The sequence below is a fragment of the Candidatus Chlorohelix allophototropha genome (assembly GCF_030389965.1).
Lineage (GTDB): Bacteria > Chloroflexota > Chloroflexia > Chloroheliales > Chloroheliaceae > Chlorohelix > Chlorohelix allophototropha.
In genome coordinates this window covers 2,015,934-2,033,985 of sequence record NZ_CP128400.1, presented here as the reverse complement: position 1 = coordinate 2,033,985, position 18,052 = coordinate 2,015,934, and the positions used below count along the sequence as shown (strand labels likewise).

Sequence of the window (18,052 nt, the reverse complement as noted above, 5' to 3'; positions counted from 1 at the left end):
GCCGATATTTGGGCTTTAACTAGTACTAATTACTTCGGTTCGATAATTGTATTAGAATAACATTAAGGCTAAAATGATTGACAAGCCTATTCGAGCGTGTTAACATCGAAAAACATGCATCGCCTGCAAATATAATCTTTATCTCTTATTTTTAGGACAATTTCTATGCCCCATGAAGAGAATTTTCTGGCAAGCATCCCATTTTTTGCCTCAACCGATCCAGATGAACTAAAAGAGCTAGCCGTCCGAGTTAAGCGGCGAGTTTATAAACATGGTGAAACGATTTATCATAAAGATGATGCTGGTTCTACCATGTATCTTATTGTGGATGGAACGGTGAAAGTTAGCGTGCCTAGCGAAAGCGGCACCGAGATGATTCTGGCGATTTTGTGCAAAGGCGATTTTTTTGGAGAGTTATCCCTGTTCGATGGCAAGCCCCGTTCTGCTACGGTTACCAGCGTTGGACCGGCAGATGTGTTGATTATTTACCGGGATGATTTTATAGATTTTCTCAAGAAGCATCCAATGGTAGCGGTCAACGTGATTGCTACTCTCAGCCAACGTATTCGTTTGACCGATGCGCTGGTAGAAGATGTGGTTTTTCTCGATATACCGGCGCGTTTGGCTAAGAAGTTACTAGAGCTATCCAATAGCTACGGCAAGCAAAAGCCTGATGGTAGTATAGAAATAGATTTGCGCCTGACTCAGCAAGACATTGCCAATATGTTAGGCACTACCAGAGAAAGCGTTAATCGTCAATTAGTCGCGTTTCAAGAACGCAATTATATTGCAATTGATCGGCAACGTATTACGCTGATTAAGCCCGATGAATTAGCAAAAAGAATTTATTAGGAGAAGGTAAACCGGACGAATGGACGAGAATTGCATATTCTGCAAAATTGTGGCGGGCAAGTTGCCCTCTGCAAAAGCCTACGAAGACGATAAAGTATTGGTCTTCATGAATTTACAACAAAAGAATCCGGGACATACTTTAGTCATTCCCAAAGTACATTACCCAAATATATATGAAATACCTGATGATTATGTAAGTTATGTTGCTCAGGTGGGGGCGCGAGTGGCACGTGCGCTCAAGCGCCAGTTTGAACCGCTCGGCGTAAACTTGCTACAGAATAATGAACCTGCCGCTATGCAAAGTGTCTTCCATTATCATGTACATGTAATCCCACGCTACAAAGACGATGATTTGCTGGCAATCTGGAAAGCAAGCGCGTCTTCTCCCGATGTGCTGAACGCCAACGCGGAGAAGCTGAAAGCGGGTTTGTAAAAGTTTTCAGACAAGGGGCTTAATCCCCTTGTTTTTATGTCTAGGCTCTTTTTCAAAAATTGACTGCCCGATTCCTCTTTGTTCTTTCCACCGGAAAGCTAAGAATCACATGCTCGTTCGCAGGGGTGTTGTCTTGCGACTTGTTGATAAACTCGTCAGCCAGATACATATCGGGGCGAGTTTTCAGGCTATCGCCATACAAGCCTAACAGTTTGCCAAGAAATAAAAACATTTTGCTCATTGCTCTGAACCTATCTGCACTAAATATTACCGACAAATACATATAGAAACTAACCCCCGGCAAGGGTGTTTCAGTTATTGCTATCGGCGTTTCAACTTTTTGGACTTTCGCTTAAAGACAAGGGTCGATGAACTTTAAGAAATGAACCTGTGTGGAGGTGTGATGCAAACCCTGTAGATTTTACCATCCCACGCGGGCGCATCACGATGCGCCCCTACGAACCCAATCCCATGAGAACCGATTTGTAGGGGCGGTTCGAGAACCGCCCGGTCTCTCTTAATACACCGATTCAAAAATTAATCTTCATAAACTTCCTGCTGTATTCCCGGTTCATATTTATGTTCCGGGCGAACATTGCGATAAGAAGAAACGAGTGTTTGAAATTTATAGAATAGCGCGCTGTTTGGTTTCGCGCTTTAGTGCATACTCACGGTTGGCTGCAATTACTTGCCGCCGCTTATCCGCTTGTAGTCCAGAGCAAGACGCTCCGCAATGTGTTGCGTCACTTCGTTATTGTTCCAATATTCGGTATGCGCGGTTAAAGGATTTGTGCCAGTTTGAACCAGAAAATCCTTAACCTTGAACTTACCCTCGAAAAGCACTTCCAAAGGATAGCCAATTAAATCCTGCGCATCCAGAAAATTATACCATACCCCATCGCTGCGAACGGGGTCTAAATCCGGATTGGTATTTTTAGGGTCGAGATAGTCGGGGGTTGCGGCGCTGGTGAAATAGCGCGGCTTTTGCACCCCGGTATCGTCTTCCAGTTCAAGACTGAAAAGCCCGATAGGTGAGCCGATCGTAAAAAGGTTGCTGGGTTTAAACCCGGCGGCTAGCCAAGAGGGGTTTTTGCGGCTATTGTAATAAACCGTGTCGAAAGACACCACCGAGCCGAGGCTATGCCCCACCACCGAAACCGCGTCCCCGCTAGTTACAAAGGGATTTATCTTATCCAAGAGTCGTTGCCGAATCTGGTCGCGCCATTTTGTACTCTGATAGACCATCACATCACTGAGTGAAGTGATAATTTGGCGGCGTATTTGGTCGAAAGCGGCGCGCTCGATTAGCTGATCGAGGAAATTGTAAAGCTTGTTGCGTTCTTTGGTATAAGCGTCAAGAACAAGCAACTCCGCAGTATGTCCAATATCAGAGTAGTTGACATAATCGAAAACAATATATTGGTCATATTCTTCTTGCGAGGCTTTTTCAGGAATAACTTTAAGATGCTTGAGCTTATCGTAGAGCAGGTTCTTAAAATTATAGGTATAGTCGTCATGAAGAACAGAATCAGAAATGCCGTGAACCGTGATAACCACAAGTTTACTCAAGGGAGATATCCTTTCGAGGGAAGGGGGAACACACTACATTGTATGTCCACCCATTACACAGTTGGTATCTGCTGTCGAATATTTTACAACCGGAATGTGAAAAAATCAATAATCAATATTTAGTTAAAAATCAGTGTAGATTGTGTATAATTTGTCATAATTCTACATAAATCCTATACAATGCAAAGAATATCTTGACAATATAAATAATATTTAGTATTATATACGCCCTACCAAAAGCAATAGCTGAGGAGCACAGCACCTCACATACGCCTGTGGTGGCACGCGAAACATAAGGATAAGGTCTCAAAGTCGAGATTCTCACACAAGGGAATATGCAAAGAGAGTAGTATCCGTAATGTTTCTGCCATGCAGGTTTTTGTGTGTGTGCTTATTATCATTTAAGGAGTAATCGCGCATGACAATGACTGCTCTAAGTCTGGAAGCTCTGCCCCAAAGCGCCCCCCGCATATCCGTACTCGATGATAAAAAGTTGCAGCGTCCTCCACGGCTCTGGTTCAACCGCACCAGTACCGTTATGGAAATGCCTTATCTTATTTCTACTCAGGTGGACAGCTTCAAGTGGTTCCAGCGTGAGGGGTTAAGAGAGTTACTCGATGAAATCTCGCCCATAACCGATTTTACGGGCAAGAGCATGGAACTGCACTTTCTGGATTATCACTTTGACAAGCCACGCTATTCCCCCGATGAGTGCCGCGATCGTGACGCTACTTTTGCTGCACCCCTCAAAGTAAATGTGCGTTTGGTTATCAAAGAAACCGGCGAAGTAAAAGATTCCGAAATCTTTATGGGCGATTTCCATATGATGACCGATACCGGTACTTATGTGGTTAACGGTGCAGAACGGGTAGTAGTCTCCCAATTGGTGCGCAGTCCGGGCATCCTGTTTATTCGTACTGATGACCCTGTAACCGGTCACTCGCTGTTCGGCGCAAAGCTGATACCGAATCGAGGCGCATGGCTCGAATTTGAAACCAGCAATAAGAACGTCATCTCGGTAAAGGTTGACCGCAAGCGCAAAATCCCGGTTACGGTGTTGCTGCGCTCAATTCTGGCGGTGCTGGCAGATGATGGGGTAAAGCCTAGCGAAGTTGGTCACGATGAGCATCTAATTGAGATGTTCGCGGAGGCTAATGCTACCGCTTACACCGCTAATTCAAGCGGTGGAGAAGGCGCACCCCGCTTTAATAACCAGTTGCTTATCCAACAGACCATCGAGAAAGACCCCACCAAGAACGGGGAAGAGGCTCTGATAGAGCTTTACAAACGCTTGCGTCCGGGCGACCCGCCCAATATTGAAAATGCGCGCAACTTGCTGTTCTCGTTGCTGTTTAATCCGCGCCGCTACGATCTTGCCAGAGTAGGTCGCTACAAGTTGAATAAGCGTCTCAAACTGGATGTCCGCCCCGATTTGCGACATCTCACCAAAGACGATATTTTCAAAATTGTGGCTATGATCATTCGCCTCAACAACGGCGAAGGGCATGCCGATGATATTGACCACTTGGGCAATCGCCGTATTCGAGCGGTAGGTGAATTAATCCAGTCCCAATTGCGCGTTGGTTTGCTGCGAATGGAACGCGTCATTAAAGAGCGCATGAGCATTACCGACCCAACGACTGCCACCCCTAATAGCCTCGTAAACATTCGCCCGGTAGTAGCGGCAATGCGCGAGTTCTTCGGCGGTAGCCAGTTATCGCAGTTTATGGATCAGAACAACCCGTTGGCAGAGTTGACCCACAAACGCCGTCTGTCTGCCTTAGGTCCCGGCGGTTTGAACCGCGATCGCGCCGGATTTGAAGTCCGGGACGTTCACCATAGCCATTACGGTCGTATCTGCCCGATTGAAACGCCGGAAGGACCGAACATCGGTCTAATCGGTAACTTGGCAACCTACGCCCGCGTAAATGAATACGGCTTCATCGAGACCCCTTATCGCAAGGTGGTGCATCGCGTTGATGCGGTAGCCGAACAATTAGAAGGCAAAATTCTACGCGAGACGATTGCCGACCCCAACACCGGCGAGGTTATTGCCGAAGAAGGGGTGCAAATAAGCCTCGAACTTTCCGAGAAAATCGGTAGCTTGGGCTTACGCACCGTGCGTATTCAGCCCGTTGTAATCGCGCAGATAGATTACCTTAGCGCAGACCGCGAAGAAGAGTATCGCATTGCACAGGCGAACGTGGAATTGGATGACGATGGTCACTTCGTACAGCCCAGAGTAGCGGCGCGTTATGGTGACGAGTTCGTGATGGAAACGCCCGACCTGATTGACTACATGGATGTTTCGCCTAAGCAGGTGGTTAGTGTGGCAACCGCGCTGATCCCCTTCCTTGAACATGATGACGCGAACCGCGCGTTGATGGGTGCGAACATGCAACGTCAGGCTGTGCCGCTATTGCGCCCGCAATCCCCGGTGGTGGGAACAGGCGTGGAATGGCAAGCTGCCCGCGATAGTGGGCGTGTAATGCTATCACAAGCGGATGGGGTTGTTTCTAGCTCTACCGGCGAAAGCATTACCGTCACCGATGATAACGGCGAAGAATACGTTCACAAACTCACCAAGTTTGTACGCTCAAACCAAGATACCTGCATCAACCAACGCCCTAGCATTAATAAGGGCGAACGGGTTGCTAAAGGGCAGGTGGTTGCCGATAACAGTAGCACCGAAAAAGGCGAACTGGCTTTAGGTCAGAACGTACTGGTGGCATTTATGCCTTGGGAAGGCGGCAACTTTGAAGATGCCATCTTGGTCAGCGAAGAACTGGTACATGAAGATACTTTCACCAGTATTCATATAGAAAAGTATGAAACCGAAGCGCGGGATACCAAGCTCGGACCTGAAGAAATAACCCGCGACATCCCGAATGTGGGCGAGGAAAGCCTACGAGATTTGGACGAGCGCGGCATTATCTATGTGGGCGCAGATGTACAGCCTAACGATATTTTGGTAGGCAAGATTACCCCTAAAGGTGAAACCGAACTCACCGCTGAAGAACGCTTGTTACGGGCAATCTTCGGTGAAAAAGCTCGCGAGGTGAAAGATACCAGCTTGCGCGTGCCGAATGGTGTGCGCGGTAAGGTAATCGACGTAAAGATTTTCAGCCGCGAGAATAACGATGAGTTACCGGCGGGCGTAAACCAGATGGTGCGAGTCAGCCTAGCGCAGAAACGCAAAATCAGCGCGGGTGACAAAATGGCAGGACGACACGGCAACAAGGGCGTAATCAGCCGCGTATTGCCGATTGAAGATATGCCCTTCCTGCCGGATGGTCGCCCTATCCAGATTATCTTGAACCCTATCGGCGTACCTTCGCGTATGAACTTAGGACAATTGCTGGAAACCCATCTTGGGTGGGCAGCAAAACGCTTAGGGGTCAAAATTGCTACACCCGTATTTGACGGGGTGCATGAAGAAGAAATCCATAAAATGCTGGAGATGGCAGGCTTACCCGCCGATGGCAAAATCCAGTTATTCGATGGACGTACCGGTGAGCCGTTTGATCAACCCGTAATGGTAGGCATAATGTACTACCTGAAACTTGCTCACCTTGTGGAAGACAAAATTCACGCACGCTCAACCGGGCCTTACTCGCTGGTAACTCAACAGCCGTTGGGTGGTAAAGCGCAGTTCGGCGGGCAGCGTTTCGGTGAAATGGAAGTGTGGGCGCTGGAAGCTTACGGAGCAGCGCACATTCTGCAAGAGATGATCACCGTCAAATCTGACGATGTTATCGGTCGCGTAAAGACCTATGAGGCAATCGTCAAGGGCGAGGAAATTCTCGAAGCAGGCGTACCGGAAAGCTTCAAAGTGCTGGTCAAGGAACTCCAGTCGCTCGGCTTGAATATCGAGGTGCTGAACGAAGAAGAAGCGCCCATCGAATTTGCCGAGGATACCGGCGGCGACTATCTCAGCGAACTGGAAGGCATCAACCTTTCTGGTTTTGAGAATAGCGGCGGAGAATAATAGCACGGAGTCCGAACGGGGTTCTCAGGGGTGTCCCCTTGAACTCCTCTCTCCTACTTCGCCCTTGAGGGGGCTAACGGAATCCGAGCGGGGTTCTCAGGGGTGCAACCCCTGTGCGGGGTCGCAAGGGGTGTCCCCTTGAACTCCTTTCTCCCTTTCCCCCCTTGAGGGGGGCTAGGGGGGTGAATAGCTACGATTAAAATGACACACTCCGCAATTCTGCAAGGAACGGGGGAATAATAAATGCTCGAAGTAAACAATTTTAACGCAATTCGCATCAGCCTAGCTTCGCCGGAGCAAATCCGCGCTTGGTCGCATGGAGAAGTAACCAAGCCTGAAACCATCAACTACCGCACCCTTAAACCGGAGCGCGATGGTTTGTTTTGCGAACGCATCTTTGGTCCTACCAAAGACTGGGAATGCTATTGCGGAAAATACAAACGGGTACGGTATAAAGGGGTTATCTGCGACAAGTGCGGCGTGGAAGTTGCCCGCAGCAAAGTGCGCCGCGAGCGTATGGGTCATATCCAGCTTGCTGCCCCGGTTAGCCATATCTGGTTTGTAAAAGGTACGCCTAGCCGTTTGGGTTTGTTGCTGGATATATCACCCCGCAACCTAGAGCGCGTGCTGTATTTCGCCACCTATGTGGTAACTGAGGTAGATCAGGAAGAGATTAACAAGCTGATTGAACGCGCCAAGCAAGAAGGCGATGAGCGGGTCAAGCAACTTGAGGCAGAATCACAGGCTAAGATTAGCGAAAAGCGCAAAGGTCTGGAAGGGGATGTCAGCAATCTCAATACCAGCGCGGCTACTCGCAAAACTCAGCTTGAAGAAGAATTGCAACTGGCAGTCAGCGGGTTTGAAGCCGAAGTGGAAGAAGTACGGGAAAAAGTTAAGGGGCTGCGCAACAAGGCTGCGCCGACTGAAATTGCTTTCCGCACCAGTATCATTGCACGCAAGGATCAGATGCTGAATGATGATCGCCTTGCCGAGATGGATGAGATTATCGGTAGAGAGCGCGAGAAAATCGAACACGATATTCGCATCCAGCAATCCAATACCCAAACTTTGGCAGAAGGTGAGCGCGACCAGATTCAGTATGTGAAGCAGCAGGAGATCGAACAGGTTCTCGGCAAGCTAAACTCTGACATCGCGGCGGTTCGCGCTGAAGTTGAGAATACTATTGATGAGCTTGAAAGTATTCATCGCCTTCAGTTGCTCAGCGAGAACAAATACCGCGATTTGCGCTCAATCTTCTTCGATAAGCTGAATGTGCCTGCGCCTTTCAAGGCGGGTATGGGCGCGGAAGCGGTCTATCAAGTCGTCAAAGAAATGGACATGGATAAAATGGCGAGTGAACTTCGCCAAGAAATCCAAATCCTGAACGGACAGCGCAAGAAAAAAGCTACCAAACGGTTGCGGGTGGTGGAAGCCTTCCGCAAGAGCGGCAACCGCCCTGAATGGATGATTTTCACCATTCTTCCGGTTATCCCCCCAGACTTGCGCCCGATGGTACAACTTGACGGTGGTCGTTTCGCCACCAGCGATTTGAATGACCTGTATCGCCGGGTTATCAACCGCAACAATCGTTTGCAACGCCTTAAAGAATTGGGCGCACCTGAAATCATCATTCGCAACGAAAAGCGCATGTTGCAAGAAGCGGTGGACGCGCTGATTGATAACGGGCGGCGCGGACGAGTGGTAAGCGGTAGCGGTAAGCACAAGCTAAAGAGCCTCAGCGATATGCTGAAAGGCAAGCAAGGTCGTTTCCGCCAAAACTTGCTCGGTAAACGTGTGGACTACTCTGGACGTTCCGTAATTGTGGTAGGGCCTGACCTCAAGTTGCATCAGTGCGGTTTGCCCAAGAAAATGGCTTTGGAACTTTTCAAGCCTTTCGTAATGCGCCGTCTGGTAGAACGCGGTTACGCCCACAACATCAAGAGTGCGAAGCGCATTGTTGAGCGCGTCAAGCCGGAAGTTTGGGACGTGTTGGAAGAGGTAATCAAGGATTACTTGGTACTGTTGAACCGCGCTCCTACGCTGCACCGTTTGGGTATCCAAGCGTTTGAGGCAGTGCTGATTGAGGGTAGCGCAATCCAATTGCACCCGCTCGTTTGTAAGGCATATAACGCCGACTTCGACGGTGACCAAATGGCAGTTCACGTGCCGCTTTCGCGAAAAGCGCAGGAAGAAGCCCGCGAACGCCTGCTATCGGTATATAACGTGCTGCGCCCTTCCAACGGTCAGCCGGTTATTACCCCGCATCAGGATATTATTCTAGGGTGCTACTACCTGACGATTGCGCGACCGGGTACTTCCGGTGAAGGCAAAGTATTTTCAACTTTTGAAGAGGCTTTGCTGGCATACGAAACGGGTATTATCCATTCGCCTACCAGCGAAGAACGTCCTTTATATATAGAAGCGCCGATTCGGGTAGGTACTCCCGAACATTTGGTGGAGTCGGTTGCAGAACGACAACGCCGTGACAATGAAGTTGCCATTAAAAAAGGCGAGCCTGTGCCGTATCCGGTTTTAAACGGTAAGCTTTATGATACTACCATCGGGCGTATTCTGTTCATTGAAAATCTACCGCGCAAATTACAAACCTTCTTTGTGCGTGAGATTAACGACTGGGTAGGGGCGGCTCGGCTCGATGAGATTATGGCAGAGTGTTACCGGGTGTATGGGCCAGTTCCAACCGCAGTGGTGGCAGACCGTCTCAAGAAATTGGGCTTCAAGTATTCTACTAAGGGTGGTATCAGCATCGGGGTGGAAGACGTAGAAATTCCGCCGATTAAGGATGAGTTGCTGAGAGAAGCCGATAAAAAGGTAGATGCGATTGAGCGTCAGTTCAAACGCGGTCTTTTGACTGAAACCGAGCGTTACAAGCAGGTCATCAGAGTGTGGGATGATACCAAAGATAAGGTTACCGAAGCGGTGCGCAAACACCTTAACCCCTTTGGTTCGCTCTATATGATGACTACTTCCGGCGCGAAAGGTAACATTCGCCAGATCAGCCAGATGAGCGGTATGCGCGGTTTGATGGCTGACCCGACTGGTAAGACCATCGAAATTCCGGTGCGCTCAAACTTCCGCGAAGGTCTTTCCGTGATGGAATACTTCATCACTACGCACGGCGCGCGCAAAGGTCTTGCCGATACCGCGCTACGTACCGCCGACTCCGGTTATCTAACCCGCCGTTTGGTGGACGTGGCTCAGGATGTAATTATCGGTATTTACGACTGTGGCACAGAGCAAGGCATTGTTTTGAGCGAGGCGGATGCTATCGAGAGCGGGCGCATCACCGAGAAATTCGACAAGCGTATCATCGGGCGTATGGCGGCAATTGCTGTCACCCATCCTGAAACCGGCGAAGTGCTGGTGGAACGCAACGGTGAGATTGACGAAGTTGTAGCGCGTAAGGTCGGCGCAGCCGGTATCAAACAGATTTATGTCCGTTCACCTTTGGCTTGTATGGTTCAGTTTGGCGTTTGCCAATTGTGCTACGGGCGCAACCTTGCGAACGGCAAGTTGGTAGATATCGGCGAGGCAGTGGGTATCATTGCCGCCCAAAGTATCGGTGAACCCGGTACCCAATTGACCATGCGTACCTTCCATACCGGCGGTGTCGCAGGTAGTGATATTACCAGCGGTTTGCCTCGCGTGGAAGAATTGTTCGAAGCGCGTGTTCCCAAGAGCCAAGCAATTCTCAGCGAAATTGATGGCGCAGTTGAGATATTCAACGAAGGGGAAATGCGTAAAATCAAAGTAGTTTCGGTTGAAGTTTATCCCGACCCGCACGATATACCGCTCAATTATGAGTTGGTAGTGCGCGAGGGTGACGAAGTGCAAGAAGGTGCGGTACTTGCGCGCAGCAATCTGGTTGAGGATGAGGGCGTAATTACCTCGCGCCTCGCTGGTAGGGTATCCGTTCCTGCCGTCAATAAGGTGGTCATACGCCATGAGGAGCGTGAAGAACGCGATTATGACGTACCGGCAGCTTCCGAAATGCGGGTGCAACCGGGCGAACGGGTGAAAGCCGGTGACCCTTTGACCAGCGGTAGCAGCAATCCGCAAGAAATTTTGCATATTCTTGGAACCGAAGCGGTGCAGCGTTACCTCATTGATGAAGTACAGCGCGTTTATCGCTCACAAGGTGTTAATACCAACGAAAAGCACATGGAGATTATGGTTCGCCAGATGCTCCGCAAGGTGCAGGTTGAAACACCCGGCGATACCGATATGCTTCCCGGTGAGTTGTTCGATCGCTTTGCCTACGAGGAGTTTAACAGTCGGGTTTTGGCAGAAGGCGGCGAACCGGCAACCGCGCAAACGGTGTTGCTGGGCGTTACCAAATCTGCTCTAAAAACCGATAGCTTCCTCTCAGCCGCCAGCTTCCAAGAAACTACCCGTGTTCTGACCGAAGCGGCTATTCAGGGTAGTATCGACCGCTTGCGTGGTTTGAAGGAAAACGTCATTATCGGTAAGCTCATTCCGGCTGGTTCGGGTATCCGACACAAGCCCAAGAAGAAGACGAAAGTCTCTCTTTCTGAGTTGCTGGATATTGACCCGGATAACGAAGAGCATTTGCGAAGGCTGGAAGAACTCGAGGAAGAAATCGAGGAGATGCCGGAGCATAAGCCCGAAATCCTGATGCAATTGCCGTCTGTAGCGGTAGTTGTTAACGGTGAGCGCAGCGCCGAGCAAGAGATCGAACTTGAGGCATTGATGAGCCGCGTAGCGGAACGTCTAACCTTACCGGATGATGACGATCTCGATGAAGAAGTTGACCTCGATGTAGAACCGGATGAAGAAGACGAGGAGTAGTTTCTAAGTCTCTAGCCCCTTCTCAATCATATGAGAAGGGGTTTTCTTTTTCCCTATTATTTCTTCGTGCCTTGTAGCAGCGCATCCAAATATTCGAAGGGTTTTACCACTAACATTGCCATGGCAAAAGTAAAAGAAATGTAGCCGATGAAATTTATCAGCGCGGGGCTGAACCAGCCAAGCTCGATATTACTCTGCGCGAGATTCAGGCATAGCAACCCAAGTATAAACGCGGCTAACATCGAACCCCACTCATACCAGAATTTAACCATGTCGTGCCTCCCCTTTTAATCCAACTTCTGAGAGGCGAATATTCACTCGCCTGATTTCATTGTAGGTATAATAAACCGCCCTGTCAATTAGACTTTATCCCTATCGAGTAGGAGCAAGAAAGAAATTGCCCTCTATAAAACGGTTCTCAAAGGGGGTTGGGTAAGGGCGTGAGGTGATTTCGTAGGGGCGCATCGGGATGCGCCCTCGTTGGATAGGTTCAATTTGAGGGATTCAGGCAGGGCGGTTCGCCTGCGCCCCGTAGAGGGTGCGAACCGCCCCTACAAAAACAAACGATTTTCTTAACGTTTGGGGCGGATGTTGAAAATGGAAATACCGACCTTACGCCTGCGTAGGGTAAAACCGCTTAGCAGATAGTCCAAATATAAGCCTTGTGCTAAAATAAAGCTATGAAAGAAATACAATTCACCCTTGAGATAAATGCCACTAAGGATAGGGTTTGGAATACTCTGTGGCAAGACGAAACATTTCGTGAATGGGCAAGCATTATTGACCCGGAAACATACATGGTTGGTGATCTGAAAGAAGGCAATGAAATACAGTTTATCTCTGCTGCAAACGGGTATGGCGTAACAAGTTTGGTTGAAAAGCTCGTCTTAGGCGAATTTTTGCTGCTCAGACACCTTGTAGATACGCAGGAAGTCGGACAACAAGAGCGTGAAAAGCAGTGGACTGGCGGTGAGGAAAGTTACTCCCTAGCACAGAAAGATGGCATAACGACTTTAACCGTTGCGTTTGATGTTCCGCCAGAATTGGAAGAAGAGTTTACCGTCAACTATCCCAAAGCTTTGGAGCAAGTTAAATTGTTGGCTGAAAGAAAGCAGTGATAGTTTCTGGCTAGGCAGGAGGCGTGGGGGTTTTGGTTCGGATACACACAAGGGGGTTATGAACGTTAAGAAATAAATCCGTATATAGGTGAGATTTCCGAAGGGCGCATCGCGATGCGCCCGCGTTTGATGGTGAAATCTGGTGGATTTACCCCAAACCACGTTTTACGGTTTTAATTGTTAATCCTCATAAGCCCCTTGTTAAAAAATATGGTATTCGGCTCTATGCAGCAAAACAAATGGGGAAATATCAGCGGCGCGCATGGGCTTCCCGAACAAATAGCCTTGCACTATATCGCAATTCATAGTCTCCAGCGTATGTAACTGTACGATTGTCTCGACTCCCTCTGCTGCTACTTCCATGCCGAAACTGTGCGCCAGAGAAACCACCGCCTTCACCAAAGCATCCTGCGAGTGCTGCCCACTATCTGCGCCGAGCCGCGTTACGAAAGAACTGTCAATCTTGAGAATATCCACCGGCAGATTTTGCAAATAACTCAGCGAGGAATAGCCTGTGCCGAAATCATCAATCGCCACCGTTACGCCCAGTTCGCGCAGTTGTGCCAGCTTTTTATTTGCCTCAAGTGGTTGTCGCGTCAGCAAACTCTCGGTAATTTCTAGCCTCAGCAGGTGTGTGGGCAACTGGTAGCGTTCCACCGTAGTTTCCACCGTACTAACAAAATCGAAGCGTTCAAACTGAAGCGCCGAAACATTGACTGCTACCCCCAATTCGCCCAAGCCCGTATCCAACCACCTGCGACATTGGCGCACTGCTTCTTCCAGCACCCATTTACCAAGCAACATGATTATGCCGCTTTCCTCGGCAATCGGTATAAATTTGCTAGGCGGAATCATTCCCAATTGAGGATGTTGCCAGCGTATCAATGCCTCAAATCCTTGCAAATGCTGGTCTTTCAGCGCGAACATAGGTTGGAAATGCAACAGAAACTCGTTTCTGCTCATCGCCCCGCGCATCTGGTTTTCCAAATCGAGCCGTTCGTGAGAATAGGTATTCATCTCATCGGAGTAAAACACATAATTATTCATGCCGGTGGATTTGGCGCGATACATCGCCGTATCAGCTTTGCGCATCATCTCTTCCTCGTCATTGCCATCATCCGGGAACAGACAAATGCCAATACTGGCGGTGATATGCAAATCATGCGCCCCCACTTTCACCGATTGCTCTAGCGATTCTATAATGCGTTCGGCAATATGAGCGGCTTCCTGCGGGCCTTTTATGTCGCCTAGCACCACCGTAAACTCATCGCCCCCCATCCGAGCAAGCGAATCACTGCGGCGGATACAGCCGTGCAAGCGATGCGCCACCTCAACCAGCAATTGGTCGCCGACATGATGCCCCAATGTATCGTTAACCACCTTAAAGCGGTCAAGATCAATGTAAAAAAGACCTACTCTGGTATTATTGCGCCGTGCAAAGTAAATACTTTGCTCAAGGCGATCGTTGAACAAAAGACGGTTGGGCAACCCGGTCAAAGCATCGTGGTGTGCCTGATAGTTTAACATATCGCTCAACTGGCGTTGTTCTAGCGCAATGGCGGTAATGCGGGTAATCATCTCGAACAGTTCAAAATCATCAACAGATAGGGTATCCTTACCCTCAAAATAAACTGCCAGTACGCCCAACAATTGACCCGCGCTGGATAAAACGGGCGCGCTCCACTGCGTACCTGCCACTTCTATTTCATTAGACTTAGCGCTACCCGACCACTCATCGAGAAAATTTTCCAACACTTTCGGGTGGTAGGTAAAAAGGCTAGGCGCAATTGTAAAATAGGGTCGCCCCTCTCGCACCAGCATAATGGCGCAATACACGTTCGAACGGCGATGTTCCACCATCTCTACCAATTTGGTAATGACGGTTGATATCGGCTCACCCCGCACTACCATTTCCAGCACATCATTGCGCTCAACTGCCAGTTGTTCTGCCAGCTTTCTTTCATTTATGTCAATTACTTGGGCAAAGAAGAAGCAGTCATTTTCTATCTTGTCGCTTGTTATAGCATTTATTTCAAGCAGGATATAAATACATTTACCGTCGCTGGTAACCACTTGGCGTTCGGTCTGGTAATGATTGATTTCTTTGGAATAGAGCTTTTGCAACAGGTCATTCGGGAGAGCAGATTCACCGGGGCAAAGAAATTCTTTATAATTGCGTTTAAGTACGTCCGCTTGGGAGTAGCCCATTAATTCGCACAGGTAGGTATTAACCTGTACCAAATTTCCGTATTGATCGCTTATTGCCAACCCAACCGGCGCGTGTTCCAACATAAATTTGCTACGTGCTTCCAGTAAGGCTTTTAATTTTCTGGCACGGCGCGCTTCTTTGGACAAAGGGTTGCCGTGTTGTATCACATAGGGCAACAGCACCACAATAATGATAACAAGCACCAGCGCTTGAAATAATGAGCTGAAATCCCCGGTATTTGAGGTTAGATGGACTAAAACAAGATAGCCGAGGGACAATATAAGAATTACAACCTGTACTATAAAAATGGCGTTTTGAGCGGTAGGTTTTCTTAGAGTGGTTTTTATTTTCTCGCGGAGTTTGGGTTTCCCCGGTAGGTCATTATTAGTTTGCATTTTAATCGGATTCCACAACGTAGCTGCAACTTGGTTTACATAGTCTAAACTATTTTAACATTATATTACATTATTTGAAGTAAGTTTTCAGGCAAATAGTGTAAATACTTGCCTGAATCGAAGGCTCTTAATTTATTTTAATCTGTCACTTACTCGATAGCATTGCTTTTGTAAACAACACTTTCGAATACCCGTGTAACTTACGCTAATTATCGCTTGCCAACATTAAGACAAACATTAATTATTTTTGATTTTGGTAACAGGAGTATTACATAATCACTCCGTTAGGCTGCGGGCGAGTTTACGCCGCCAATCTTGCTCTTCTAGGGTTGCCACCAGCGCCGCGCTCATCACCAAATCATCGTGCAAGGTTGGGTCTGGTACACTCCAACGCAACATGCGCCCGGGCCCGTCCAACACCTCGAACTCCACCGCTGCCAGTTGCTCCCAGAATAAGCGAGTCTCCTCTGCGCCATCCTCTGCGTACTCGAAGTAACGTCCGCTCTCTATCAGTCCAAGCCATTGCCAGCCCAAATCGGATTTGCTCTTGAGGCTGAACACGAAGGGCAATACCTTTCTACCCAAACGCGCCCGCAAGCTCGAAGCCAAACCCGCCCCGATGCCCGTTGCGTCCAGTACCACAAAACGCGCCTGCCATGTCTCTCGCGCCAAGCCCACCAGCCTATCGGCTTGCGCTTGCAACGGCACATTCTGCCACAGGTAGCGATTTACCACCCGGTATAGCGGCAACCCCTCTCCGCTTTCCACCTCTACCACCGTTATAGCGGTACTATCGCGGTGACGGTTGGCGTTTTTCTCGCCCCCTGCCCGTGTCTCATCGCTACCCGCCACATCTACCAGCAAAGCGTATTCGCAACCGGGCAACGCGCTTTCCCGCCGCGCATGCGAACCGCGCATCAGGGCGCAACGAGAAGCGGGAAAAAGCCCGCCCTCTCCTTCCAATTCGTGGCACTCGTATTCGGTTTGCACGAAAGGATGCCGCTCTCCGAATTGGGCGATGCGCTGCCGCACCCGTTCGCCATAAGGCGGCACGTCCTGCGCCACCCTCCGCCAATCCACCACATACAAACGTTGTTGGCGTTGCGCTTCCTTCATCTCCCGCGCCAACAGCGTCCGCGAAGTCCATGGCGTACCCATAAACAAAGTGGGCGAATTGGTGGACGCGCCCATCGGGTCGAAACGCGCATCCCAAATCTCAGGGGCAATATCCTGCGCCTCGTTCGCTACCAGCAACAGGTCGGCGGTATCGCCCCGCACCTGTGCGGATGCTGCCCCACTCATGAAACGAACAGAGGCGTTACCCAGTTTCACCTCGCGCCCTGTCACCCTAAATCGCCCCTGCAACAGCGCGATATTCTCCAAACGATTTACCAATCTGTTCAACGAAATGCTGGCTTGTTGGTGGCTCGGCAATACCACCACCATGCGCCCGTCCCGCCGTTGCCGCGTGAACAACAAAAATGCCAGCGTTTGCGCCAGCATTTCATCTTTCCCGCTCTGCCTTGAGAACACCGCCGCTACTTTGCCGCCCCGTTTCCCCGCCACCAGCGATAAAATCGCCCTTGCCACCTCCAGTTGATAATCGCGCAGGGCATGTTCCGGCAACAATCGCCGCGAAAATTCCCCAATGTCCCGCACAATCGCCTCAATCACCCGCATAATTCCCACCCATTCTAACCCGTAGGGTTGGTTTTTCAACCCCTGCCTTGGTTATCGCTCGTTGCGACAAGCCCGTTACCAGCGCCACCACCTTGTGATAGCGCCGCCCTACCCGATAAATCTTTTCCAACCCAGCACAGGCGCACTCGGTCAGCGCGGGCGTATCGTTGGTGGGTTGCGGTAACGGCAGCGTGACATGGGCGGCGTGAGAATCGGCATACAAGAACACTTGTAACACACTCGCTGCCGACCACTGCCGTCGCAACTTCTCGCCCAAACGCGCCGTGTAACTCGAAACCGCCTCCTTCAAATCGCCCAATCTCGCCACCGCTTGCCCGAAAGTGTGCGACAACACCAGCGCGTTTGGAGAGGGTGTAGCCAGTTCCGGTGAAATACACGGCACACCCCGCAACTCCAACGCCGTGAGTTGGGCTACCACCGAAAGCCGTTGCGCCACCCAACGTTCCGGCGCATACTTCAGGTCGAACGCGCTGCTATAGCCATAATGCCGCAACAAGGTTGCCCACTGACTGCCGATGCTCCACACCTCCGCCACGTCCGTTGCTGCCAGCAGTTTGTCCACCTCCTGCTCGCCCCACTCCGAAATATCCAGCGCACCCTCATACCAAAGGTCTTTCTGGGCGCGTTGATTGGCAATTTTCGCCAACGTTTTGGTACGCGCCGCCCCCACGCTCACCGAAAGCCCGGTACAGTCTTTCACCTGAGTCCGCACCTTTCGGCAATATTCCAGCCGCGCCACTGCCGACATCTCCGGCAAAGTCATAAAAGCCTCATCCAACGAATAAATCTCCGGTTCATGACCAAAGCGGTGCAAGGTTTCCATCACTCGCGCCGACCTCTCGGCATAGGAAATTGCTGTGCCAACCGCTACCCCTTGAGAAGTTAGCTTGTGAGCGGCTACTTCGTCAGCCGATATTACCAAGTTCACCGCTGCCCCATCCATAAAATCAACCTTCCTTT

At 49.8% G+C, this 18,052-nt stretch carries 11 protein-coding genes; 5 read left to right on the top strand and 6 right to left on the bottom strand.

The genetic code is table 11. The features are described 5' to 3' along the window. The first annotated feature begins 165 nt into the window (after window positions 1-165). Entirely contained in the window at window positions 166-852 is a 687-nt protein-coding gene (locus OZ401_RS21355) for a Crp/Fnr family transcriptional regulator (protein WP_341470556.1), read from the top strand. A 19-nt stretch (window positions 853-871) separates the two neighbouring features. Then, window positions 872-1,285 (top strand): HIT family protein, encoded by a 414-nt coding sequence (locus OZ401_RS21350; protein ID WP_341470555.1) that lies wholly within the window; start codon window positions 872-874, stop codon window positions 1,283-1,285. Between the two features lie 52 nt (window positions 1,286-1,337). Here the strand turns inward: OZ401_RS21350 and OZ401_RS21345 are convergent, their stop codons facing one another. Both OZ401_RS21345 and OZ401_RS21340 read right to left on the bottom strand, forming a co-directional pair. After that, window positions 1,338-1,517, bottom strand: coding sequence for a hypothetical protein (locus OZ401_RS21345; protein WP_341470554.1), 180 nt, complete (start codon window positions 1,515-1,517; stop codon window positions 1,338-1,340). Window positions 1,518-1,969: 452 nt separating this feature from the next. Beyond that, on the bottom strand, window positions 1,970-2,854 hold the full coding sequence (locus tag OZ401_RS21340) for an alpha/beta hydrolase (protein WP_341470553.1): 885 nt from the start codon (window positions 2,852-2,854) through the stop codon (window positions 1,970-1,972). Between the two features lie 418 nt (window positions 2,855-3,272). Between OZ401_RS21340 and rpoB the strand changes: the two genes are divergently transcribed. Next, window positions 3,273-6,842 carry a DNA-directed RNA polymerase subunit beta gene (gene rpoB, locus OZ401_RS21335; protein ID WP_341470552.1) on the top strand — a complete coding sequence of 1,190 codons (3,570 nt, stop codon included), beginning with the start codon at window positions 3,273-3,275 and terminating at the stop codon, window positions 6,840-6,842. A 243-nt stretch (window positions 6,843-7,085) separates the two neighbouring features. Continuing rightward, entirely contained in the window at window positions 7,086-11,669 is a 4,584-nt protein-coding gene (rpoC, locus tag OZ401_RS21330) for a DNA-directed RNA polymerase subunit beta' (protein WP_341470551.1), read from the top strand. A gap of 56 nt (window positions 11,670-11,725) precedes the next feature. Here rpoC and OZ401_RS21325 read toward each other — a convergent pair whose 3' ends face one another. Beyond that, on the bottom strand, window positions 11,726-11,941 hold the full coding sequence (locus OZ401_RS21325; protein WP_341470550.1) for a hypothetical protein: 216 nt from the start codon (window positions 11,939-11,941) through the stop codon (window positions 11,726-11,728). A 408-nt stretch (window positions 11,942-12,349) separates the two neighbouring features. Between OZ401_RS21325 and OZ401_RS21320 the strand changes: the two genes are divergently transcribed. Next, on the top strand, window positions 12,350-12,787 hold the full coding sequence (locus OZ401_RS21320; RefSeq protein ID WP_341470549.1) for a hypothetical protein: 438 nt from the start codon (window positions 12,350-12,352) through the stop codon (window positions 12,785-12,787). 201 nt (window positions 12,788-12,988) lie between these two features. Here OZ401_RS21320 and OZ401_RS21315 read toward each other — a convergent pair whose 3' ends face one another. The 3 genes from OZ401_RS21315 to OZ401_RS21305 all read right to left on the bottom strand — a co-directional run bounded on the left by OZ401_RS21315 (window position 12,989) and on the right by OZ401_RS21305 (window position 18,035). Next, window positions 12,989-15,391, bottom strand: coding sequence for a sensor domain-containing protein (locus OZ401_RS21315; RefSeq protein ID WP_341470548.1), 2,403 nt, complete (start codon window positions 15,389-15,391; stop codon window positions 12,989-12,991). Between the two features lie 276 nt (window positions 15,392-15,667). Then, a complete protein-coding gene (locus tag OZ401_RS21310; RefSeq protein ID WP_341470547.1) occupies window positions 15,668-17,110 on the bottom strand; it encodes a phage terminase large subunit family protein in 1,443 nt (480 codons plus the stop codon). Continuing rightward, window positions 17,058-18,035 (bottom strand): Y-family DNA polymerase, encoded by a 978-nt coding sequence (locus tag OZ401_RS21305; protein WP_341470546.1) that lies wholly within the window; start codon window positions 18,033-18,035, stop codon window positions 17,058-17,060. The genes OZ401_RS21310 and OZ401_RS21305 overlap by 53 nt, the downstream gene beginning before the upstream one ends. Window positions 18,036-18,052: the final 17 nt, after the last annotated feature.

What these genes read in the sequence shown, in the direction of transcription:
- OZ401_RS21355 (WP_341470556.1), top strand. Translation starts at nt 166, where the DNA reads ATGCCCCATGAAGAGAATTTTCTGGCAAGCATCCCATTTTTTGCCTCA.
- OZ401_RS21350 (WP_341470555.1), top strand. Translation starts at nt 872, where the DNA reads ATGGACGAGAATTGCATATTCTGCAAAATTGTGGCGGGCAAGTTGCCC.
- OZ401_RS21345 (WP_341470554.1), bottom strand. Translation starts at nt 1,517, where the DNA reads ATGTTTTTATTTCTTGGCAAACTGTTAGGCTTGTATGGCGATAGCCTG.
- rpoB (WP_341470552.1), top strand. Translation starts at nt 3,273, where the DNA reads ATGACAATGACTGCTCTAAGTCTGGAAGCTCTGCCCCAAAGCGCCCCC.
- rpoC (WP_341470551.1), top strand. Translation starts at nt 7,086, where the DNA reads ATGCTCGAAGTAAACAATTTTAACGCAATTCGCATCAGCCTAGCTTCG.
- OZ401_RS21325 (WP_341470550.1), bottom strand. Translation starts at nt 11,941, where the DNA reads ATGGTTAAATTCTGGTATGAGTGGGGTTCGATGTTAGCCGCGTTTATA.
- OZ401_RS21320 (WP_341470549.1), top strand. Translation starts at nt 12,350, where the DNA reads ATGAAAGAAATACAATTCACCCTTGAGATAAATGCCACTAAGGATAGG.
- OZ401_RS21315 (WP_341470548.1), bottom strand. Translation starts at nt 15,391, where the DNA reads ATGCAAACTAATAATGACCTACCGGGGAAACCCAAACTCCGCGAGAAA.
- OZ401_RS21305 (WP_341470546.1), bottom strand. Translation starts at nt 18,035, where the DNA reads ATGGATGGGGCAGCGGTGAACTTGGTAATATCGGCTGACGAAGTAGCC.